Origin of the sequence: Lewinella cohaerens DSM 23179 (assembly GCF_000379805.1) — a bacterium.
Lineage (GTDB): Bacteria > Bacteroidota > Bacteroidia > Chitinophagales > Saprospiraceae > Lewinella > Lewinella cohaerens.
Genome location: NZ_KB903541.1, coordinates 160,634 through 182,616 on the forward strand (window position 1 = coordinate 160,634; position 21,983 = coordinate 182,616).

Annotated in this window: 14 protein-coding genes and 1 pseudogene; 5 read left to right on the top strand and 10 right to left on the bottom strand. The window is 45.9% G+C overall.

Going from position 1 to position 21,983, the window contains the following annotated elements; all coding sequences use genetic code 11:
* Window positions 1-305 precede the first annotated feature (305 nt).
* The 3 genes from A3EU_RS0111230 to A3EU_RS0111240 all read left to right on the top strand — a co-directional run bounded on the left by A3EU_RS0111230 (window position 306) and on the right by A3EU_RS0111240 (window position 3,485).
* A complete protein-coding gene (locus A3EU_RS0111230) occupies window positions 306-1,289 on the top strand; it encodes a M23 family metallopeptidase (protein WP_020536261.1) in 984 nt (327 codons plus the stop codon).
* Between the two features lie 112 nt (window positions 1,290-1,401).
* The gene (locus A3EU_RS0111235; RefSeq protein ID WP_020536262.1) at window positions 1,402-2,469 is read left to right on the top strand and encodes an AI-2E family transporter; all 1,068 of its coding nucleotides are present in this window, start codon (window positions 1,402-1,404) and stop codon (window positions 2,467-2,469) included.
* A 167-nt stretch (window positions 2,470-2,636) separates the two neighbouring features.
* Window positions 2,637-3,485, top strand: a complete 849-nt coding sequence (locus tag A3EU_RS0111240) for a universal stress protein (RefSeq protein ID WP_020536263.1) — start codon at window positions 2,637-2,639, stop codon at window positions 3,483-3,485.
* Window positions 3,486-3,580: 95 nt separating this feature from the next.
* Here the strand turns inward: A3EU_RS0111240 and A3EU_RS0111245 are convergent, their stop codons facing one another.
* The 3 genes from A3EU_RS0111245 to A3EU_RS0111255 all read right to left on the bottom strand — a co-directional run bounded on the left by A3EU_RS0111245 (window position 3,581) and on the right by A3EU_RS0111255 (window position 10,636).
* Window positions 3,581-4,870, bottom strand: coding sequence for a sulfatase-like hydrolase/transferase (locus A3EU_RS0111245; RefSeq protein WP_020536264.1), 1,290 nt, complete (start codon window positions 4,868-4,870; stop codon window positions 3,581-3,583).
* Window positions 4,871-4,901: 31 nt separating this feature from the next.
* Window positions 4,902-6,113, bottom strand: a complete 1,212-nt coding sequence (locus A3EU_RS0111250; protein ID WP_020536265.1) for a cytochrome-c peroxidase — start codon at window positions 6,111-6,113, stop codon at window positions 4,902-4,904.
* Window positions 6,114-6,331: 218 nt separating this feature from the next.
* Window positions 6,332-10,636: an SdrD B-like domain-containing protein gene (locus A3EU_RS0111255; protein WP_083937374.1), complete on the bottom strand. Its 4,305-nt coding sequence runs from the start codon at window positions 10,634-10,636 to the stop codon at window positions 6,332-6,334.
* Between the two features lie 239 nt (window positions 10,637-10,875).
* Between A3EU_RS0111255 and A3EU_RS30130 the strand changes: the two genes are divergently transcribed.
* Window positions 10,876-11,850 carry an endonuclease/exonuclease/phosphatase family protein gene (locus tag A3EU_RS30130; protein ID WP_020536267.1) on the top strand — a complete coding sequence of 325 codons (975 nt, stop codon included), beginning with the start codon at window positions 10,876-10,878 and terminating at the stop codon, window positions 11,848-11,850.
* Window positions 11,851-13,077: 1,227 nt separating this feature from the next.
* Here the strand turns inward: A3EU_RS30130 and A3EU_RS30135 are convergent.
* The 6 genes from A3EU_RS30135 to A3EU_RS0111290 form a co-directional block, all read right to left on the bottom strand.
* Entirely contained in the window at window positions 13,078-14,856 is a 1,779-nt protein-coding gene (locus tag A3EU_RS30135) for a T9SS type A sorting domain-containing protein (RefSeq protein ID WP_020536268.1), read from the bottom strand.
* A 191-nt stretch (window positions 14,857-15,047) separates the two neighbouring features.
* Window positions 15,048-16,121 carry a biotin synthase BioB gene (gene bioB, locus A3EU_RS0111270; protein WP_020536269.1) on the bottom strand — a complete coding sequence of 358 codons (1,074 nt, stop codon included), beginning with the start codon at window positions 16,119-16,121 and terminating at the stop codon, window positions 15,048-15,050.
* A gap of 16 nt (window positions 16,122-16,137) precedes the next feature.
* Entirely contained in the window at window positions 16,138-17,295 is a 1,158-nt protein-coding gene (locus A3EU_RS0111275; RefSeq protein ID WP_020536270.1) for a beta-ketoacyl synthase N-terminal-like domain-containing protein, read from the bottom strand.
* Window positions 17,292-18,590 carry an adenosylmethionine--8-amino-7-oxononanoate transaminase gene (gene bioA, locus A3EU_RS0111280; RefSeq protein ID WP_020536271.1) on the bottom strand — a complete coding sequence of 433 codons (1,299 nt, stop codon included), beginning with the start codon at window positions 18,588-18,590 and terminating at the stop codon, window positions 17,292-17,294. Before bioA ends, A3EU_RS0111275 begins: the two co-directional genes overlap by 4 nt.
* Before the next feature lie 29 nt (window positions 18,591-18,619).
* On the bottom strand, window positions 18,620-19,264 hold the full coding sequence (gene bioD, locus A3EU_RS0111285; protein WP_020536272.1) for a dethiobiotin synthase: 645 nt from the start codon (window positions 19,262-19,264) through the stop codon (window positions 18,620-18,622).
* A gap of 187 nt (window positions 19,265-19,451) precedes the next feature.
* Window positions 19,452-20,537, bottom strand: coding sequence for an aminotransferase class I/II-fold pyridoxal phosphate-dependent enzyme (locus A3EU_RS0111290; RefSeq protein WP_020536273.1), 1,086 nt, complete (start codon window positions 20,535-20,537; stop codon window positions 19,452-19,454).
* A gap of 219 nt (window positions 20,538-20,756) precedes the next feature.
* Here A3EU_RS0111290 and A3EU_RS0111295 point away from each other — a divergent pair, with 219 nt between their 5' ends.
* A complete protein-coding gene (locus tag A3EU_RS0111295; RefSeq protein WP_020536274.1) occupies window positions 20,757-21,383 on the top strand; it encodes a hypothetical protein in 627 nt (208 codons plus the stop codon).
* Between the two features lie 370 nt (window positions 21,384-21,753).
* Here A3EU_RS0111295 and A3EU_RS34810 read toward each other — a convergent pair.
* Window positions 21,754-21,983: pseudogene (locus tag A3EU_RS34810) on the bottom strand (IS4 family transposase); the annotation flags it as partial.

Below are 21,983 nucleotides of genomic sequence, written 5' to 3' on the forward strand. Positions count from 1 at the left end.
TGACTTAGCAAAAAATAAGATTTGTTTCGTCACGCTCTAAAGCCGAACAAAAGTGTAAAAAGGGATGTTTTGAAACTTTTTTGGTGTCAATTGTTTTAAATTTACCATAAAAGTGACATTAGTTTTCCACATTAGCGTTAAAATTTTAGGAAAATGATGGCTTTATGTTACATTTGCCCAAGCCACTTGAAAAAACACCCCGATTTGTAACAGGCTAATCCGCTTTAGAGAGCTTTGAGAAAAATGAATTGTCCCTAAAACCTATTAACTGCGGATAGCTATTTATTGGCTAATGTCAAACACTAATGAGAAGAGAACGTTACGTTTTTAATAAACAAACGCTCCGTTACGAGAAAGTAGTTGAACCGTTAAGTACGACCCTCCTAAGGGTATTTGGTTTTACTTGTGCTGCGTTATTTACCGCATTCGTATTTACGTTGATAGCGCATAAGTACTTCCCTTCTCCTAACGAAAAAGAACTACAAGCAAAAGTTGAGCGACTGGAAACATTCATCCAGACCGAGTCAGAACAGACTTTGGGGGATATGCAGAAAGCCGTTGATAATTTGCAAAAGCGTGATGCTTACGTACACCGCATGATTTTCGGGATGGATCCCATCGACGAAAATATCTGGACGGGTGGTATCGGAGGGCATGATGCTTACGGAGAATATGAGATTTACGGAGAGTCTGGAGAGATCATGTCTGACATCAAGTCTCGCATTGATCGCCTAAAGCACCAGGTCAACCTACAGTCCAGATCCTTAGACACAATAGTTGTGTTGGCAAAGGATAAGGAAACATTACTGGCTACCATGCCGACGATCAAGCCTGTCCGTTCGGATATGCTTTCCAAAGATTTACGATTACTATCTGGTTTTGGGCCTCGCTTGCACCCTGTTTTCAAGGTGATGCGGATGCACAACGGTATTGATTTTACCGCTAAATCAGGTACGCCGATTATTGCTTCTGGCGACGGTGTTGTACATCGTGCAGAGCGTGCTGGTGGTTTTGGTAACCTTGTTGTTATCAAGCACGGCAATGGCTACGAAACGTACTATGCACACATGAGTAAGATCAATGTGAAAAAAGGTGATAAGGTAGAACGTGGCCAAGTTATTGGTTTGGTGGGTAGCACTGGTACCTCTACTGCACCACACTGTCACTATGAGGTGCATTACCACGGCCAACCCGTTAACCCGCTAAGTTTTGTAATGGATGGATTAACCCCTGCCGAATACAAAGCACTTACGGAAGCAGCCGAAACCGTCAATCAATCCTTGCACTAGGATGTTGTTGTGCGGATAACAATACGAAATACTGCCAAAAAGGCGCTTTCCTCGGAAGGCGCCTTTTTGCGTTTGAAGCAAAAAATAATATCCTTTCATAAAACACCAGCTCGTGCCTAATTTGTCAAACCGTTCACCAAACATTCGCCATGGGTTCTTTATCAGTCTGTTATTACTGGTAAGTGCCGCTTTTGCAGGGCTGATACAGCCTTTTATAATGGCATTTTTTTGGGCAGTAGTACTGGCCATTGTTTTCCGAAAATCGTTTCGATACTTGCGATTCTGGTTAAAAGGGAAAACCAATTTAGCGGCAGCCCTAACGACAGCGTTCATTATCGCCATTGTTGTTATTCCTTCTTTTTTGGTGCTGCTGGCGCTCGTCAAGCAAGGGCAGGGCGTGGTAGAGAATCTTCGTTCTGGCGAGTGGAATGTAGCAGGGATTGTTGATTACTACGAAGGCCAGGCCCCTCGTATTGAGGCTTTTCTGCAAAAGGTAGGAATTACACCGGAGCGTGTTAGTAATGATATCAGTACGTTTGTTACTAAAGTAGCCAATGTGTTGGCCGACCAAGCTTTGAGTTATACCCAGGACGCGATTGCTTTGACCGCCGAGTTTTTCCTGATGCTGTATTTACTGTTCTTCTTTCTTCGTGATGGTCGCTCCATTGTTCGTACCATTGTCAATGTGGTGCCAATGGGAAATAGCCGTGAATATACGCTAGTCAATCGCTTTGCCAGTGTAGTACGCGCTACCTTAAAAGGGACGGTCATTGTGGCTGTCGTTCAGGGCGGACTAGGTGGATTGTTGTTTGCCATCTTGGGGATTGAAGGCGCGTTCTTCTGGGGTGTTGTGATGACATTACTTTCTTTTCTCCCCATTGGAGGGAGTACCCTGGTATGGGGGCCGGCAGCTATTTATTTTTTGGTGCAGGGGCCTTTTTGGAAAGGGATCGTTTTGATTGCTGTAGGTTCCCTGGTCATTGGTTTGGTCGACAACCTACTACGGCCAATGCTTGTAGGGAGAGATACCCAAATGCCTGATTATCTGATTCTTTTAGCGACTTTAGGAGGAATTACCTGGTTTGGCTTGTCTGGTTTTGTTTTGGGACCAGTGATCGCCGCGCTGTTTATTACCTGTTGGGAAATGGCGGGCACTAGCTATGGTGGAAGGGAAAACTAGGCAGGTTTAAAGTACCCAGTAAAGTGACCATTTTCACCACCACATATTAACGGATGTCATTATCGCTTGATTAAGCGTAGATTAATTTTACAGCAATGAGTAGTTGTTTTGTAGGTGAATTTCCTACATTATGATTACTTTTCATGCTGATCATAACAATTGCGAATATGTCCACTATTCTTTTTCCTACTGATTTTTCGGATGCGGCTACGCGTGCGTTTATTTACGCTTTACAGTTAGCAGACCGGTTGGAGGCAAAAATCATCACGTTGCATGTATTTGAGAAGCCAGATATTAGTGGACTTATCCAGGTTCCCAAAAACTTGGAGGAGTTTTATAATAGCATTGATCTCTATGAGTTTGATAACTATAAGGATGCTGTTCCATTGTTAGATAAAATACAGGATGAGCAAGGACTCAATCACCTGTCTGTTGTTCATACTTTGCATGAAGGTGATACAGAGGAAACTATTTTGGAACGCGCTATAGCAGAAAAGGCAGATTTCATCGTCATGGGTACTACTGGTGCACGCGGGCTGAAGGAGATCATTTTGGGTAGTGTTGCTGGTGAAGTCTTGGAAAATGCTTCTTGTCCGGTTTTAGCTATTCCAGAGCAGGCTGTTTTTGATGGAAAAATTGACAATATCGCTTTTACCACCGCTTTTCAACCTCAAGAAAAGAAAGGACTTGATAAGGTATTACAGTTGTTTGAGGCATTCTCCCCTCAAGTTCATTGTGTAAACGTTGATTTGGCACATACCGAAGAATACCATCACCGGATGGATGTGTTCAGTGCTGATTTCGTAGAAAACGATAATGTTGCCTTCCATGTTTTGGATGGTACAGATTTTCAAACGGTTCTGACCAAGTTTCTTGAAGAAATGGAAATCGACATTGTTGCAATGGTAACCGAAAAACGCAGCTTCCTGGAAGAATTGTTCCACTACAGCAAAACCAAAGCACTTTCTTACCACAGTAGAACGCCTATTCTTAGTTTGCCTGCGGTTAGTTTGTAGGGTTTTGAACACCCAATAGTTTACGAGGGAGCAACCCTCAACGGCGGATATAAATGGCGTAGCGATGTATAGTTGCTACGCCATTTATGCTTTTTTTATTGCCTTATATTTAATAGCTCCGCCTCTAATGCTGCTTTAGCACTTAGTTGAGCGCTTGATAATGTTCCGTTCAATAAATTGTTTTGTTCGTAAGGATCGTTGTTCAGGTTGTAAAATTCATCACTGCCATTGGCACTTTTGATAAGTTTATAATCACCATTACTTATAGTCCAAAGGTCATTGGTGCCATCTTCTTTTTCAGCGTATTGAAAATTTCTTATCGTTGAAGATTGTGATAATAATGGTTTGAAGCTTTGACTGTCGTGAATTTTATTGACAGAAACTCCTGCCAGTTCTGAGATGGTGGCAAACAAATCTGTACTTGTAATTAGGTTGTCATCATTTCCCGTTCTTGAAACCCCTTTCCCCGAGATAAACATGGGAACATTTATACCACCTTGATTCAAAGAACCTTTTGCAGTAAGAAAGGTATATGGAGCTTGTGCTACTTGATTGGGCGTTCCATTGTCACCAATAAAAATGATAATGGTATTTTCTCTTTCCTCTAAAGGAATATTGTCTAACATCCTACCTATTTGAAAATCCATAGCTTCAATGGCCGCCATGTAATAGGGCATTTCATCCATTCCATTTACATAAGCGGGGAGGCTTCCTTGGGAGTGCATTTCATTTGGCGGCACGTGAAATGGAGTGTGAGGAGCATTGTAAGCCAGCCACATAAACCAGGGCTTTTCTTGTTGATCTATCCAGTCTATGGCTAAGTCTGTAAATTTAGTAGTCGTGTAATCTGTTACAATATTACCTGCTCCGTCTTCGGTCAACAGCCAGTTGTAATAACTTTGGGATTCGCCTCGGATAAGGCCTGCATAATAATCTATTCCGAATACCTCGGGGTTGAAAGTACCATTACTCCCAGATAGATGCCATTTTCCGACGATGGCAGTTGAATAACCGCTATTAGTTTGGTCGTTTATGTATTTCTGCAAGCTCGTTTCCGACAAATCGAGTTCATCTGATGCCCATTTTACACCTGTTCTATAACCATATTTCCCTGTAAGGATAGAGGCTCTTGTTGGCGAACAAGTTGGATAAACCCAGAAATTGGCAAAAGATATTCCTGAGGTTCTAATGGCATCAATATTTGGCGTGTTTGGTTTGATGCTCCCTTCTGAAAATCCACTAATAGCATCTTTGCCCAAATCATCTGCGATGATCAGTAGGATATTTGGAGTATCCTCCGTAGGGTTAGGCATATCAGTCATTCCATCATCGTCATTGCAGGCAAGCAATGAAAAGAGGAGGGTTATAAGAAGTAATCGGTTCATGTTTTTTATACTATTATTTTGGTGTTGTTCCCTATTCAAATGGGTCGCTATATTTCTCATCAGCCAGCATTTGGCTGTCTGTTAGTGTGTTTAAGAAAGCAACTAAGGCATCTTTTTCTTCTTGCGTAAAATTAAATTGCCCAACTTCCCCATCTGAATTTACCAAAGGGGTGATTAAGTTTGGGTGGTTTTGAATACCTGAACTATAGTGGTCAATCACTTCTTCTAAAGTTGCAAATCTGCCATCGTGCATATAAGGTGGCCGAATGGCGATGTTTTTTAAAGAAGGGAATTTAAACTTCCCAATATCTCTAGTATTCCCTGTTGCTTCATTCACGCCTAAATCGGTCGTCGACATAGCATCTAAGCCATTGGATGTGGCAAAGGTGGTAAGTGGGCCAGGATTACTTGGAAGAGGACCTACAAAAGCTTCCGTTTGATGGCAACTAACACAGTTTCCATTCACACCATTCGTAAGTAAACGAGGTAAATAAAAAAGTCGTTTCCCTTGATTTTCTAATGCTGTAAACCCTGGGAAATCTGTAATGGGAGATTGAACCTCGCTCCTTGCTTGGTCGTATTTTGAGGTCGTACTCACAAGGCTTCTTACAAATTGTGCCAAAGCTCTTGAAATTCTGTCACTTGTAATAGTTTCATCTCCAAAAGTATCTTCAAATAAGGGCGGGTAATAAGTTTGTTCACTTGCTATATTGACTAAGGCTGAAATTGTTAAACCCATTTCTACATCATCCTGAAAGGGCATCAAAACTTGCTCTTCTAAAGTTTCTGCTCGTTCATCCCAAAAGAATTGTCCATCAGCATAAAATCGAGCATTAACAATTCCCATGGAATGTCTTCGGGTATGTTCACCATCAAAACCTTCGCTGAGTATTTCGGGGTCAGAAAAACCGTGTTCCGCTTTATGGCAAGAGGCACAAGAAACGGTACCATTGGCGCTTAGCTTTTTATCATAAAAAAGCACTCTGCCTAATGTCGCTCCTGCATCTGTAATTTGGTTGTCAATAGGCGTATTATCGTATTCAATAGCTGGCTGAAACTGAAATTGAGCAGGAAACCGATTTGTTGTATAGTGGATGGGGAGTTGAATATTGGCATAGTTGAAATGTTGTTCGGGCAAATTCAACTCGGCAAATGGGTCAACGGGAATTTCAATATCATCTTTGGAACAGGTGGCGATTAAAACGGCTGCTCCTAAAATCAATGTTGCGATGGTCTTATTCATTGGTCTGGTAACTTAGCGACAGTTAGTAATTCGCCGTCGCTTACTTTGACAAATGTAGGATTGACATCTATTCCATGCTAGGGTTTAATTTTTTTGCATGAAAATTGACTACAACTTTTTTTGCGCAACACTTAATTTTAAACCACAAAGGCACCTAAGAAGATCCTCCTCTTAAGTGCCTTTGCGCCATACTTGGTGGTTCAAATTATTCTATTCCATCAATCCCGTACTCTTACCACACGTTGTTGTACCACTTCGCCGTCATGGAAGCGTACCCGAATGAGGTAGACGCCGTCATTGATAGCCCGTAGCTCCACCGGTACAGGATTTCCTTGGAAGTCGGCATCCTGGCGGTGGTTGATTTGCCCTTGTGGGGTGATCACTTCAATCGCCGCCCGCCCGCTGCGGTTGACGCTAATGTGTACCTGGTCACGGGCTGGGCTGGGGTAGGCATTCATCACCGTGAGGCCCATCGTTTCTTCGCGGAAGACGGTGATTTGATTGCTAGGAACCAGCGCACCACCTGTCGTAATACCCAGGATTTGGTAGTAAAGGTTACCCACCGAGCTAGTAACCCGCAAGAAGTTGTATTGATCTAACCCGGTAGCAGACAAGAAGGCTACCTCCTGGAAAGTACTCCCTTCGTCAATAGATTCTCGCACGACAAAGAAGTCGTAATTATCTGGAGCATCACTTAAGCTCCAATCCAGGTTTACGCCGCCTTGCACGGGGTCTCCGCTAAGGATAATCACACCGGTATCGTCAAATACAGGATCACAGGGCCCTTCGGTCCAGTTAAAGATACCCGCATTTTCTGCGTAGCAGATATTGGCATAAGTTCGGCCATCACAACCACAAACCGGGTCATAAATTTGGGTGCAAAGTTGTTGTTCTACCTCTAGCACAGGACAGGGTAAATCCGGCAATTCATCACACGGTAACAAGGTCACACAGTGCGTAGCATAACAGCACGTGATATTGATCGCATCACCAATGATTTGTCTTAAAACGATGTCGAAGCAGACCTCATCGCCGGGTTGGCCGCTGAGTTGCACAGGTAGACTACCACTGTAGGTTCCTCCAGGAGGCACGGTAGTATTCAGCATGTATACGCCAGGGTTACCAACGGCACCGGGGTATCCACTAGCATCGAGTAATGATACCGCGTTTACTCCAAAAGGAGAGTTGTTGACAAAGCTAAACTGATAAATATAGTCGCCGTTAGCCTCACAGTACAACTGGTCTTCCACTACTGTTAAACAGTACGGACAGTAGACCGCTACCGTATCTCGGCAGATCACAGAGTCGGCATTGAGCCAGTTGATTTCGATCCGGATAGAATCTGTGCTGGTAACACCTTCTACACAAAAGTCAAACAGGTTATAGTTGGTGTTATTGGGCACGACACCGCTGCTATGGTTCCAACTAATGGCCGTAGGTGCTGCCGGATTATCAAAGTTGGGCGTCCAACCATCAAGAATGGCAGGTAGCGTACTGAGGCCATCGTAAGTGACGCCGGGCGTGATGATATTGGTCTGAACGCTGGTAAAGAGGTTAGGATCAAGGTTGAAAGTATCCGTGATCAGTAATTCAAAACAGCAATATTCCGATTGATCATCAGTTACAGGTCTCACTTCGGCACTCACATCGGGGCATGGGTCACACAGCGGAAACGGAATACAAGCCTCGTAAGCGAAACAACAGAGGCGCTCTTCTTCGTCATCGTGTGCAGTAATGGCTACGCAAAGCGAATCCCCATACAGGTCCGCTGACGTGTTGATCGTGTACGTCAGCGTGACCTGATCACCGGGCTGCAGCTTGGGATTAAAAGTATAGCCGGTGGGGGAAATACTCGCGCCCGCAGGCAACGTGTTGGGATTAAGGTTTAAGTCGATGTAGCCGATGCCGCCAGGGATGTCGCTGCCCGGTGGTACCTCAAAGTCAATGGTGTAGAGATAACCCGCAGTGTCACAAACCAGGCTGTCGCTGAGGTATTCCAAACAAGGAGCCTCTGGCGGACAAGTAAAGGTGAGCGTATCGGTACAGAAAATTTCGTAGTTCTGGTCCAGGTAGTTGATGACCATGTATTGAGGCGTAGCGTACACGTTTTGTAAACAAAAATCGAGTAAGCCATTGATGTTATTCGGCATTGCCCCCAAAGCAGTAGGGATAATCACCATGCTACTGTCTGTGTAGTTGGGCGTACTATAACCGGGAGGGATAACGTATCCGTGCTGGAATTCAGCGCCGTCCAATAGGTTGAAACTGATGCCAAAAATATTTTGAGACCCCGTATTAATGAAGTCCAGAATATGGCAACAACCACCTACTCCTTGAGGATTTTCTGGTGAAGAAGGGATGATTTCCAGACCATTTTCGGCAGCACAATCTTCAATAGGGCAAGCACAATCGTAGATATCCACATCACCCATTGTTCCTTTCACGTAGATCGATCCATCCGTACTGCCGTCGGTGTCAATAGCAATGGTATTCAAATCGGCGTAAGTTCCCGGAGCATTACCCGTACTGGGCACAAGTCCAAAGCCATAAGTGTACTGCCCAGAGACCATGATGAGGGCATTAGAGGTAATCGCAATTTCGGTATCACAACCACCTTCAGGTGGGGTCTCGCCCGTGAAGCTATCGTAGCCATAATCGACACCACCCGCCGAGTTGGTGTGAATGGCCCCTAGCTTGCCAATGTATATTTGCTGAGGTGCAGACCATCCCGGGCCGGTGCTGGTGTACTGAAAAATACTGGAAGCGTGCGCACCTCCTCGTTCTGCAACAACCATCTTGCTGCCATCGGCAGTTAGGGAAATATCCGATACGCGGTTGTTTCCTACACTAAATTCTAAGGCTTCTGTTCCAGTGATAAGTCCCGTGGCCGGATTGACGGTCAAGGAATAAATTTGGGTAAAGCTGCCTACCGGGTCGCGAGAAAAGTATACTTCGCCGCCTTGGTAAGCAATCCCGAAAAGCTGCTGTCCACTACCGATTTGACCAGCAAAAGTAGGATCGAAAACCTGCATCACGGTTCCTGGCGTCGCAGAAGTATTGGCAAGGCCGGCAATGACGACAATGGTTTCGTCTGCACGATTGGTCAGATACAGTACTTCGTTGTCACCGTTATAGGTGATGTTACCGATGCCTGAGCCATTGTTAAATATCTTATTGGTACCAACAGTAGTGGCACCGGCGTCAGCCAGCACAAAATCGGTGACTTGCCCGGTATAGGCATTGATCCAAAAAACTTCAGCATTACCGTTGGTGATAGGGTAGCTGCCCCAGAAGAGACTGGGTGCTGAGGTGGCAAAGGCGTGAAATTCACTGTCAGTCGTCAAACCAAAGACCGATCCCATCGTGCTTTGCCGCCAATCGGGGTGATCAATATCGGTAGGGTTCCAGCTCACATTTACACCGCGTGGTGCGGGGGCATGGTTCCTAATGTCTTTCACCGTCAATACTCGGCCGGGTACCAGCGCATTGTTCACCGGACTGAAGCTATGAATCGCCATACCACAGTGGAAGCGCTTGTTGCGCGGGTTCAGGTAGAACGGCCCACCTTGCACCGTAGCATCTATTTCTACACTCTGCGTATAAGTGGTAGGGGTTGTAGGCTCAAATTCTGCTGGGTCATAAACGACTTCTAGTTGGTATTCACCGGCGGGCAACCCTGTGAGGCTATAAGTACCATTAGCGTCAGACTGAGTGGTTGCGACCACTTCGCCTTGTAGGTTCAACAGGCGGATGTCCACTAGGCTAATACCTCTTTCCAATACCGGATTTATCGCACCATCAGCATCGTAGTCGTAGCAAACCTGGTCACGGATATTACCAAAGCCAGGCGCAGTGACGCGGTAAAAAGCCAGGTCATTGCGTTCTTGTCCGGGCGCCAATCCCAAGTTAATCAAGGTAGGACTTCCCCACAAGGTGTTCGGGCTACCTCCGGCTACCGAAAGCTCATAGTCGTCGGCTGAAGGGAGGCCATTAAAGAAGAATCGTCCATCCGGGCCCGTAGCCTGTACAACACCTGCCGGCATACCGCCGCCGCTTAGAATCACAGTGGTATTAGATAAAATAGGCTCCGTAGCATCATAGCTGCCATTGCCATTCAAGTCAAAAAAGACCAAACCACTGATGCTCCCCAGTTCACTGGGCCTAATGATGGCAAAATTTTGCTCTGGCACATCGCCACTCCCTTCGTAAATAATACTGATGATGGGAGGCACAGACACCTGGTCAGCTCCCATTACTTCTACCGCAAAATAAGCGGTGCCTTCCTGGATGTCACAAAATTCGTACTGTCCATCCATATTGGTGGTGGTGCTTATGCTCATGCCGTCGTTCAATACCGCATTTACGGTCCACCCAAAAAGTCCCGGTTCACCGGCATCCTGTAGCCCGTTGTTGTTATAATCTTCATACACCGTGCCAGAGACACACCCCTGACTGTAGAGACTGCCCGCTAGGAGGAAAAAAGAGCAGCATAGCAACATTATCTTCGTTAGGTGTAGCTTCATTGTACTAGGTTTTGTTTCCCTCTATTGCACCAGCAAAAGGAATCTTACCCTAGCAATGAATATTTTTAAAATTATTTTTTTGAGGCATCCCCCCGTACCTGACGGTCGGGGCCAGGCTATTCGCTCTCACCTTCGGTACCGCTACTATCCTTGGCTGTTACGGCCCTGCCGGCCCGTCGGGCTCCGAGCGCTGCTCTGCGCACTAAACTGGAAAAAGGTATATTCGCAAAATCTAATTTATGCCTCTTATGAATTTTCTTGCACTAGCTCCTTGTAGTCCCCAGACTACAAGGATATATCCCACTGGCCTCCCGACCAGCAGGTTGGATGCAGAGATGCGCTGCATCAAAACTGCCGTGGCGACGCGCTGCATCAAAAGAACCTTGGCGACGCGACGCATCGTGTCTCTACTATTGGTATTCAATGGCCTTCTCTTTGTTATGCAGGCGCAGGAATTCACCTTACTTACCTGGAATATCCAGAACCTGGGCCAAAGCAAAGATGAAGTCGAAATCCGCAACATAGCAGAGGTCATCAATGAATTTGACCTTGTTGCAGTACAGGAGGTCGTCGCTAAAGATCCCCGCGGAGCACAAGCCGTAGCCCGACTCGCAGACGAACTCAACCGGATGGGCGACCGCTGGGACTATCGGGTTAGTAATCCTACACGTAGCCCTTCTGCCCATATCAGCGAACGCTACGCTTTCCTTTGGCGATCTTCCAAAATACAGTTGGTCGGCCGCCCTTATTTGGATAGCGAACTGGCAGATGAATGCGACCGAGAACCCTATCTGGGGCAGTTTCGATTAAAAGCTGGGGGTGCTCCTTTTTATATTGTAAATGTTCATGCCCGTACCCACGATAAGCAACCAGAAAAGGAGATTGCCCATTTCGAATCCTATCAAAAACGTTTAGCTACAGAGTTGGTATTCTTGGCTGGAGATTTCAATCTTACGGAAGATCATCCCGTTTGGATGTCCTTCTATGAGGTGGGGTATCAACCTTCCATATCTGATATGGCGACAACCCTCAAGAGGAAATGTGCCCGTGGCAATTACCTGAATCATTCTATTGATAATATCTACTACGATGAGGACGTGGTCGAACTTTCCCGTTCGGGCCGGGTAGATTTTGTAAGAGACTGTGAGCTACTAGAGGAGAGAAGAGGACTGTCCGACCATTTACCTGTTTTTTTAGCGTGTAGTATCAGGTAGGCAAGTACTCTCAAAGGCGACTATTTTAGGCAGGATAGGCCACGGCTTTAAATCTGTGTAAACGCTGAGGAGTTTGCGACAACTCTGAGGAACGAGGTGACAACTCTGAGGAGCTTACGACGATCAGCGAAGCTAATCTGCGTTCTATCCTGTTTTTAGAGGCTTCTCTCTTTTTGATGCGTTTGCCCTGGTTCCCATATTATTTTGCTGGCCAAGGACCTTGCGTAGCAGAATTTCCACTGAGTGGTTAGAATTGGCGGAGCTTTGTGGCTAGATACCTAATTGATTTGCTGCAAAATGGGGTGCAAATAAGGGAGAGAACACTTGAAAAATGTAAACTTTAGGAGGCTAGATTCTACCAGAGGAATGTTGAGAATAGGCTCTAAAAATGAATGCGGGCCATAGTTATCGGCGGACCCTGGAGGGTCAACCCACCCAGGCCTCAGTCGCCGTCGACCACTTCCCAAACCATGGGGCATGGCCATAGTACTTTATGCACTCACCGAAGCAAGTGCCACGCAATATCCAAACTTATACCTCTGAATGCCCCAAGAAATGGGGGTAGTTACCTATGATGGGGAATAATTCCGATGCAAATATAGTATTTTTGTTTGTATTAAAAAATAAAACAACAATTTGAATTGATGATATTTGCTTCCGATAACGTAATCTGGACTTTCGGCAAAAGTCCGTAGAGGGATAACCTTCGGTGATCGTCCTTTCAGTCCTCAGAGTTCGGCTTGCTTCGCGCGCCTATGGTACAGGGTACAGGGATCAGAAAACGCAGAAGGATCAATTCCCAACAAGGGCGTAAAAAAGCGGAAGTTGGAAATTAAACGGTAGCCATTCTCCTTCGGTTTCAAATCCCTATACCTTCTACCTTTAATCCTTCTACTACTTTCGGCATTCGCCGAAAGTCAAGCTCTAAGCTTTTATTTAACGTGAAATGTAAACCTTGAAGATATTATGCAGTAGAAGCATTTGCTATTGCGTTAGCAGTGACGAAGTGAGACCTTAAGTTTTGATGCGCAGGCCTTTAGGCCGGAGCACGGTGCCAGGATGGCGCAAGGATAAGCTGGTGAAGCGGTAGTGCGCTGCGCAGCAAGCACTAAGAGCGGAACAAGCGGTAGCGCACCGCCTAAGCGGGGCCGCTATAGCCCCAAAAGGAATAGGAACAATGAGATCATGGAATTGTTAAAAAGCACCTTATTTCTTTTGTCCAAGTACTTAAGAATGGATAACAACTACCCGCTTTCGCCACGAATGCCCCGCAATGTTACTGGTCAGCAAATAGCAGCCTGCGGGTAAATGAGCGGTAGATAGCTGGAAAAAACCATTATGGTCTGTTTGAAATTGTAGGAGGAGTTTTCCCTGGGAAGTCCATAACTGAAGGGCGATTGATTGGGACAGAGACAGGGAAATATTGAGATAGTCACCCGCAGGGTTAGGCCATACTTTGCCATCATTACTATCGGATGGAGATTGGGTAGCGACTAGGCCAATTACCCCAAGGTTACTGATGACGACCTTGCCCGGCCAGGTGACACCAACAATTCGGTAGACCACGTTCGGGAGCAGTGGGGCGGTGTCTAAATAAGCAAAAGTGGCATTACTGACCTCGGCAAGTGTCAACCAGGGGCCATTGGATACTCGTCGTTGTACCAGGAAATAGCGATAGTCGGTCATGCCTGGATTGGTCCATGAAAGTTGTACCTGAAGGTCGTCGTTTAATTCCGCGATCAATGGGATACTGTCTACGGGAGGGTCGCCACAAGGGCCGTTGGTCCACTCCTGGATACCCGACCAACTGAGGGCCGCACAGGCGTTGAGGTAGGTCATGCCGTCGCAACCACAGACGAGGTTTACGAAATTGGGGCAACTGTCCTCCCAATTGATTTGATCAGGGTTGGTACATTGGTCACAGTCGAAATAGAAAGTTTCACAAGTAGTGAGACTGGCCGTTTCATAGCAATTTTCACCGTTACGATCCCGCCGGGTGGCAGTCATACATATTTCATATTCGGTGTCTTCTGCCAAGCCACCAAAAGTGATGGCTTCGTTACCGTCTACGGTTCCTGCGCCTAGACCAGTGAGTGTGAAGACCACTTGGTCGCAATCGTTTAAAGCATTTGCTTGCAGCCGAATTTGCGTGTTCTCGCAATCAATAGCCAGTGAAAATCCCTGTTCTGTATCGATGATAAAGTCTTCGTAAGCGGTACAGCAATGGTCACAATCTGGTATTGGAAAGCAGTAAGTTGCGGTACAGCATTCTACCACAATACCCGTTTCTAAGTATCGCTTGGGGCTTAAGGAAAAGCAAATCTCCTCAAGGGAAGCGGCATCAGCACGGAAGTGTAGTGCCAAACCAGACTGACTGTGCCCAGGAGGTAAGCTACCGGACAGAGAAAGGGTTTCTTCAAAGACTAAATCTTGCCCATCGGGCTCGCGAACCTGAATTTGATCGACGGTAAAAGGGCTATTGTTTACAAAAGTAAAAAGATAGCGATAGCTGCTATCCGGCAGGCACTCAAAGGAATAGTCGGCGGCTTGCCAGCAGGTTCCACAGGCTAGTTGTAGGGTGTCTCGCTGCACAATATTATTGCCACTGCGCCATACAACTGCCAAGGAAATACTATCTGTGGTATTCCAGCCTGCCAAGCAAAACTGGAAGAGATTTTGATCGCCGGGAGGGAGTTCACCGCCTTGCCAGGTCCAGCGTAACCGTTTTTGTTGTTGAAGAACGGTTTGTTGCCAACCACTGCCTAAGGGATAGTCAATGCCAGAAAAAGTAATATCGGTACCGATTAATTTGGTTTCAATACTGGTGACCCCTTGGGGGAGATTGTAGGTATAATCAAACTGAAAACAACAGTCTCCTTCAGTAGCAGTAGCATAAACGCTGTTACTCAGTTCTTGTGCGGGCAGTACACAGTGTGTTCCTCCACTAAGAAAAAGTAGAAACAGGAGGCATAAACGCAACTGGAAGGAGGTAGTCGTTGATTTCAAACCAAAGCTTTTTATTCGAAATGAAAAGATGCTTTGGTATAGATACCGGGGAAGAGGGAAATCTTACCTTTTAGTGTTCACTGTATTTATGGTTTGTTGCACTCGCAGAGGTACTCGCTAGGCTCGTATTTGTGTTCGCTGGCGTTCATCCAGAATTTTCGTCGGGATGAGCGCCAGCGAAACGATCACCTTTACTTCTTATTTGCGTAAGCTACATTGGCTTCAATCTTATGACTTGGACGAGACCATTTGATTTGGCGTTCTGCTGCTGGCTTTTCTGTTTCTGCCTGAGGTTCTCTTTTTTCGTGCTTACTATAAGCTTGAGTGGGTTGGAGGCCCAACAAGTCGAACATATCTAAATCCGAATGTAAGTCTGGATTAGGAGTCGTAAGAAGTTTGTCACCTGCAAAAATAGAACCTGCACCTGCCATGAAGCAGAGGGCTTGCCCTTCGGTAGACATTTCAGTACGGCCAGCGGAAAGGCGTACGGTGGCACGGGGCATTACGATGCGGGTGGTAGCGACCATGCGAACCATTTCCCAAATGGAAACAGGGTGTTGCTCTTCCAAAGGTGTCCCTTCGACAGCTACCAATGCATTGATGGGAACTGATTCCGGCTGTGGATCCAATTGAGATAGGGTGAGCAGCATACCGCAGCGGTCTTCTGCTTTTTCGCCCATCCCCACAATACCACCCGAGCAAACGGTGATGTTGGTTTTTCGAACATTATCCAAGGTTTTCAAGCGATCTTCATAGCCTCGGGTAGAGATGACTTCCTTGTAATACTCCTCGGAGGTGTCGAGGTTGTGATTGTAGGCGTAGAGGCCGGCGTTTTCCAAGCGTTTAGCCTGGTTTTCGGTGAGCATGCCGAGGGTACAACACACTTCCATATCGAGTTTGTTAACGGTACGTACGAGGTCTAGTACATGCTCAAACTCCTCATTGTCTTTGACGTTGCGCCAGGCTGCTCCCATACATAAGCGGGAAGCTCCACTGGCTTGGGCACGGATAGCTGCTTCCGTGACCTGGTCTACAGTCATGAGGTCATTGGTTTCAATATCCGTATGATAACGAGCTGCTTGTGGGCAGTAACCACAATCTTCGGGACAACCGCCTGTTTTGATGGAAAGGAGTGTACTGATTTGCACTTCTCTCGGGTTGTGATGCTCACGGTGTACCGTTGCTGCTCGATAAACCAGCTCCAGGAGAGGAGAATTGTAAACGGCTAATACTTCTTCGAGTGTCCAATGCTTTGTTGCGCTCATGCTAAAGTCTTTTTCGCTATGGTTTTGTGATGATTAGGCTGATGGCATTGCCACCAAAGCCCAAGGCGTTGACCATTATGCTACGAATGTTCTTCGGTGGCACGGTCGGTGTAAGGTAGGGGATAGGTAGGAAAGTTTGGTGTTCTAAGAGCAGTAGGGCGAGTTCCAGGCTAAGTCCTCCAGAGGCACCCAGGGTGTGGCCCAACTTCCATTTATTGGAAGTCAAAGATGGCATATTTTCCCCAAATACGCTACGAATAGCCCGCGATTCGCTCAGATCTCCCAAGCGGGTGCCGGGGCTATGACAAATAACGACATCTACTGTTTTTTTTCCTGCTTCCCTTAGTGCCTGACCCATAGCTTTTTGTAGGGCTAGGCCGTTTTTAGAGATGGCTGTTAAGCTTGCAGTATCCTCTCGGGCGTAGCCCAAGCCGCTTATGTGAGCCAAGGGCTTAGTTGCCGCTGTTTCCAGCGCAAAAAGAGCACTGCCTTCCCCAAGCACCATCGTGTTTTCGGTTTTGTTTAGATCCAGGGCGCGGTTTGGAAATGGGGTGCCGGAAAGGTTGGAATATATTTTCAAAGCGTTCATTTGGGCGAGGGTGAAAGGCGTTAACGGTGCCTCTGTACCTCCTGCCAGAAACTGGCTGTAACGCCCGGATTCTAACCATGCTACAGCATTCGCAACAGCATGCAAAGCAGTACTACAGGTGATAGAGTTGTCGGAAGTGAAGCCGTGTATACCCAGGTGTTGGGCGGTATGCGTGGCGAGGTTTCCCGCTGTCGTCAATGGAGAACTTTGGGGAGATAACCGCTCCTTTTGGTCGTGGAATTGTTGAAAATAAGCTTCCCAGCTACCTGTAGCTCCCCTGGAAGAGCCAAGGTAAAGTCCACTTTCTACTCCTTTGCTTTTCCAGTCTGCCCGCTGTAGTGCTTGTTCCCCGGCCAACATGGCCAGCAGTACGGAACGATCGAGGCGATGATAGCCTTTTTCTTGTTGACTTAAGCTGTGAATACGGTCTTCTGTATTAGCCGGTAGGCTAGCTACCCAACTATCATCACGTTGCTTGATCGCCGTTTTTGGCTGGAGGTAGGCCTGCCAAATATCTTCCGGGAGATGGCCTAAAGCGGAGGTACTTCCCCAGCTTACGATACCTATTCTTTTCGATTGCTTCACGCGGGAGTAGCTGAGGTTGATATTATTTGTATACTTTCTTCAATCGCCAGATAGACTTCTTCCAGCTGCGTTTCGGTCATGCAATAAGGCGGTAAAATGTAGATGACGTTGCCCAAGGGACGGAGGAGAATGCCCCGTTCTAAAAAGAAATAGTACAATTTGTCCCGGAGGTCATTGAAATAAGAAGTGCCTTCGGGGGTAGCAAACTCCAACGCAATAATGGTGCCCGTTTGTTGAACCCTGCGCAAGGCTGGATGCGATATAATTTTGGTTCGGAAAGCAGCATGTTGTTTCACGATCCTTTGAATATTCGCTTGGGTTGCTTCACTTTCGAGTAAGTCGAGACTGGCCAAGGCTGCTGCACATCCTACGGGGTTAGCCGTGTAGCTGTGACCATGAAAGAAGGCTTTGAGTTTGTCTTCAGAGAGGAATGCTGAAAATATTTTTTCACTGCAGGTGGTAATGGCCAATGGTAGTGTTCCACCCGTAAGCCCTTTGGACATGGCCATGATGTCGGGCTGTTCTTGGAGTTGATTACTGGCAAAGGTTGTACCCGTACGGCCGAAGCCCGTCATTACCTCATCCGCAATACAGAGCACATCATAGCGATGGCATAGCGCGATAAGTTGATCGAGCACTTGGGGTGTATACATCAGCATACCTCCGGCTCCCAAAATAAGGGGTTCGAAAAGAAAAGCGTAGACTTCGCCAGTCTGGAGGTGGCGTTCTAACTGTTCGAGCGCTTTCTGAGTACGCTGTTCATCCACAGGGGCGGGAATCCTCCAAACCTCAAAGAGATCGTCGTGAAAGGCCCGGTTGAAATCATGATCGCCGCTGGCAGCCATCGCACCGAATGTCTCTCCGTGAAAAGCCTCGTTAAAAGCGACGAGCTTGCTACGCTTTTTACCTTGGTTGTAGAAATATTGGCGGGCCATTTTGATGCCAATTTCTACTGCAGTAGAGCCGTTGTCTGAATAGAAAATACGTGCCTGCTGATCAGGAAGGTGCGTAAGCAAACGTTCTGCTATTTCTACCGCCGGAGGGTGTGTAAACCCCGCAAAAATAACGTGCTCCAGCGTGAGCAACTGGGCGTAAATTTTCTCTGCGATATAGGGATGACTGTGCCCGTGGAGATTGACCCACCAAGAAGAAACCGCATCAAGGTAGCGTTCTTCGTTTTCGCCTATCAGATAAGGGCCTTCGCCGCGAACGATGGGAAGGGGAGGGGCAGCCGTTTTTTCTTGGGTATAGGGGTGCCAGATGACTCGTTGGTCTCGTTGGGTGAGGGTAGACATTTTAAGGTACTTTGTACAAGGTGAAAAGACTAATGCATTAGGGTGTCAATAAGTTGAGGCTTGATGAGACGAGCAGCTTCATCAATGGCGGGCAAAGATAGTTCACTCAGTTCGGGAATACGAAACAGAAAAGGAACTTTGGTCATTTGCAAAATGATACTCTCGGTGCTAGGAGTGGAAGGGCCATTGAAAACAACACCAGCAATAGGTACTTCTGCCTGTCGTAACTGGGCAATACTGAGCAAGGTATGATTGATGCTACCGAGATAGTTGCGGGAAACCAAGATCACTGGTGTTTGTAAATCACGCATCAAATCCAAGAGCGTGTCTTGTTCATTGAGGGGAACCATTAAGCCACCAGCACCTTCAATAATAAGCGTTTTATCGGTGGTTGGCACCTGGAAATCATTTAGTTTAATATGTACACCATCAATCTCAGCAGAAGCGTGTGGCGACATAGGCTCGGTCAATCGGTGTGTTTCCGGATGAAAACGAGGATGGGGGAGAGCCAAGCCATTCCAGGCGGCTACTTTCATACTGTCGGTGTTGTGCAAGTCGCCGGATTGAACGGGCTTCCAGTAGTCCGCTTCGAGGGCTTTGACTAAAATAGCGGAACAAACAGTTTTTCCTATTTCGGTACTTATACCGCTGACGAAGAATTTTTTGGGTAGCATATTTTTTTGGATTAATTTTTGTCTGAAATTTTTCTTCTGTGGCAGAAAGTACTGCGCTACGCGCGAGCATTAGCGAGCACTCCCACGAACGCTAGTGAGCATCCCGACGAAAGGTCGGGATAAGTGTAACGAACACCTCCTGCCAAGCGTGGAAACAAAACATAAAGCTCCTCCCCACATCGCTTGTTTACACAAGATGACTAGCAGCCAGGACATTTAACAACTTATCGATCTCTTCGTTCGTGTTAAAACTATGAAGACAAATACGGATGCGCTCTGCACCTTGAGGCACAGTAGGATAGCGAATAGGAAGGATGGCGAAATTGTTTTCTTGAAGATGAGTAGCTAGCTTCATTACTTGTGTGTTTCCCGGACAAATGAGAGCCTGGATTGGTGTGGCGCTAGGAATAAGGATCTTGCGTAAACCAGGGGGGCAGTTGGTTAGAAAATAACGTACCCGTTCTTGCAAAAGAGCTACTTCTTCGCCCAGTTCGAGTGCCGAATAGGCCGCTTGAATACTAAGTAAAGTATGGTCGGGAAGTGCTGTTGCATAAATGAAAGATCGCGCAAAATTGAGGAGGTAACTTTTCAATAATTGACTGCCCACAATGGCGGCACCATGGCTGCCGATAGCCTTGCCGAAGGTATGTACACGCGCCCAAATTTGATCTCCTAAACCAAGTGAACCGACCAAGCCTTCTCCTCTTTTGCCAATAACACCAGTGCCGTGCGCTTCATCTACAATGAGAAGAGCGTCATACTGCTGGCAAATATTAACGATATCTGTCAATGGCGCTTGGTCGCCATCCATAGAGTAGACGCTTTCTACGACGACGAAAGCCTGCCCTTCTGTGCTTTGCAGTTTTTTAACTAAATCCGCCAAGTCGTTATGGATAAAACCCAATGCTTTGGCTCGACTCAGGCGGATACCATCTCGCAGAGAGGCGTGTATAAGTTTATCGTAAACAATGGTGTCACCTCGCCCGGCTACTGCCGGTAAGAGGCCGATGTTGGCTGCATATCCGGAAGGAAAAAGCAGTGCAGCTTCGGTACCATGGAATTCAGCAATCTGTTGTTCCAAAGCTTCCGCCAAAGCAGAGTTTCCACTAATCAGCCTTGAACCTGTAGCTCCTCCACTGGTAGGAGCAACGACCCTCAACGTATGAGCAAATCCCAGATAGTCATTGGAGCAGAAATCAATCCGTTCACCAATAGGTGTGGGCAACTGGCGGAGTAAGCCCTGTGCTTGTCGGGCATCCAACGCGTCTTGCATTTTTTGTAGGAAGGAACTCATGGCGCGAAGATAGGGAGATCTAAATGGGAATATTAGGCAATCAAAAAAAAACGGATATGAGGATGTGTGAATTATTTTTTTTAAAAAAAACTAAAAAAAACTAGTCACCTTTTTTTAGCTCAACTCACCAACGGTATGAAAGCAAATATGATGCTTTTGAAATTTGAAAAAAAATATTGACACTTAAATTTAATTATTATGAAAATTTTATCCACGTTCCTTGCTTGTTTGATGTTGTTTAGTACTTCTGCTAATGGTGCCATTTTAAATAATGCCCCAGTTTCGCCTACGTCTAATATTGTTGAGGATTTTGTTGAACTACCCGCTTATCATATCGAAGAGGATATTCGAATCGAACTAGATGGAAATGAATATACATTACGAGCTGGAACAGCAATTATTTTTGAAGCTGCACAAAATTACAATTCAAAAAATTTGAATGTTGGTCAAACCTTAATGGTCAGGGTGAAGTACAATGTAGTGGTTCAAAAAAATACACTTATTCCCGCAGGAGCACTTGGTAGTGCGATTATTTCAGAAATTGAAAAACCTAAAAGTTTTGGAAGAGCAGGGAAAATGGAAATACAGGTGCAAAGTGTGCAAGTTGTGGATGGGCAGCAGGTACAAGTAAGCGGTATTCCAATGATTTATGAGGGCCAGGATAAGAAAGGTATGGCTTGGGGAATTGCAATTGGTGCTGGCTTATTGACTTCTGGCCTTGGAATTGTTGTAGGATTCTTTATCAAAGGAAAGACCGCTGATTTAAGAGCTGGCACTTCTATGAATGCTTCGGTTGCTTCTGATACGGAGGTAGAGGTAGAATAAAAAAGCCTTGTGTAATTATAAAAAGATGAGTCACTACGGATTTTGATGACAATCAAAATTCGGGATGACCAACCGTTAAATTTATAATTAAAAATGAAACCCCATGATTTCACTAATAGAAATCATGGGGTTTTCTACAAATAGTCGGATAAATCACATTATTTCAGCTGTTTAATGACTCTTTTAAAATTAAAGTCAGTCTGGATTTTGCCTCAGCCAAAATTCGGAATGACTCATGTTTGTCAATTTAAATCGTAGTTTTTTTAAAAAAAATATAAGTAGCAAGGTCACCATTTTTAGATACTGCGCACTAATAGTAAAAATCAAATATACTTTCACTTTAAACCTATTGCTATTCAGTAGTGTCCGGTTATAAGTCAAAGATATTCAATTGGTTATGACTTCCGGGGTTCTGGTTTTTGGATTCAATTTTCATAATCAACTGATTTACAGGCGTTTTGTCAAAAGCAGAAACGCTCATTATTTGTAAAATTTCGTTCAAAGAGTGTAGACTTTTCAGCCTATACTTCAGAATAGCGACCAGCACAAAGGTGCAGACCGCGATCCAGATTTGGGTTTTGACAGCGTTGGGGCTTTCTC

Coding starts and splice junctions, on each gene's coding strand:
- A3EU_RS0111230 (WP_020536261.1), top strand. CDS start 306: ATGAGAAGAGAACGTTACGTTTTTAATAAACAAACGCTCCGTTACGAG.
- A3EU_RS0111240 (WP_020536263.1), top strand. CDS start 2,637: ATGTCCACTATTCTTTTTCCTACTGATTTTTCGGATGCGGCTACGCGT.
- A3EU_RS0111245 (WP_020536264.1), bottom strand. CDS start 4,870: ATGAACCGATTACTTCTTATAACCCTCCTCTTTTCATTGCTTGCCTGC.
- A3EU_RS0111250 (WP_020536265.1), bottom strand. CDS start 6,113: ATGAATAAGACCATCGCAACATTGATTTTAGGAGCAGCCGTTTTAATC.
- A3EU_RS0111255 (WP_083937374.1), bottom strand. CDS start 10,636: ATGAAGCTACACCTAACGAAGATAATGTTGCTATGCTGCTCTTTTTTC.
- A3EU_RS30130 (WP_020536267.1), top strand. CDS start 10,876: ATGCCTCTTATGAATTTTCTTGCACTAGCTCCTTGTAGTCCCCAGACT.
- bioB (WP_020536269.1), bottom strand. CDS start 16,121: ATGAGCGCAACAAAGCATTGGACACTCGAAGAAGTATTAGCCGTTTAC.
- bioA (WP_020536271.1), bottom strand. CDS start 18,590: ATGTCTACCCTCACCCAACGAGACCAACGAGTCATCTGGCACCCCTAT.
- bioD (WP_020536272.1), bottom strand. CDS start 19,264: ATGCTACCCAAAAAATTCTTCGTCAGCGGTATAAGTACCGAAATAGGA.
- A3EU_RS0111290 (WP_020536273.1), bottom strand. CDS start 20,537: ATGCAAGACGCGTTGGATGCCCGACAAGCACAGGGCTTACTCCGCCAG.
- A3EU_RS0111295 (WP_020536274.1), top strand. CDS start 20,757: ATGAAAATTTTATCCACGTTCCTTGCTTGTTTGATGTTGTTTAGTACT.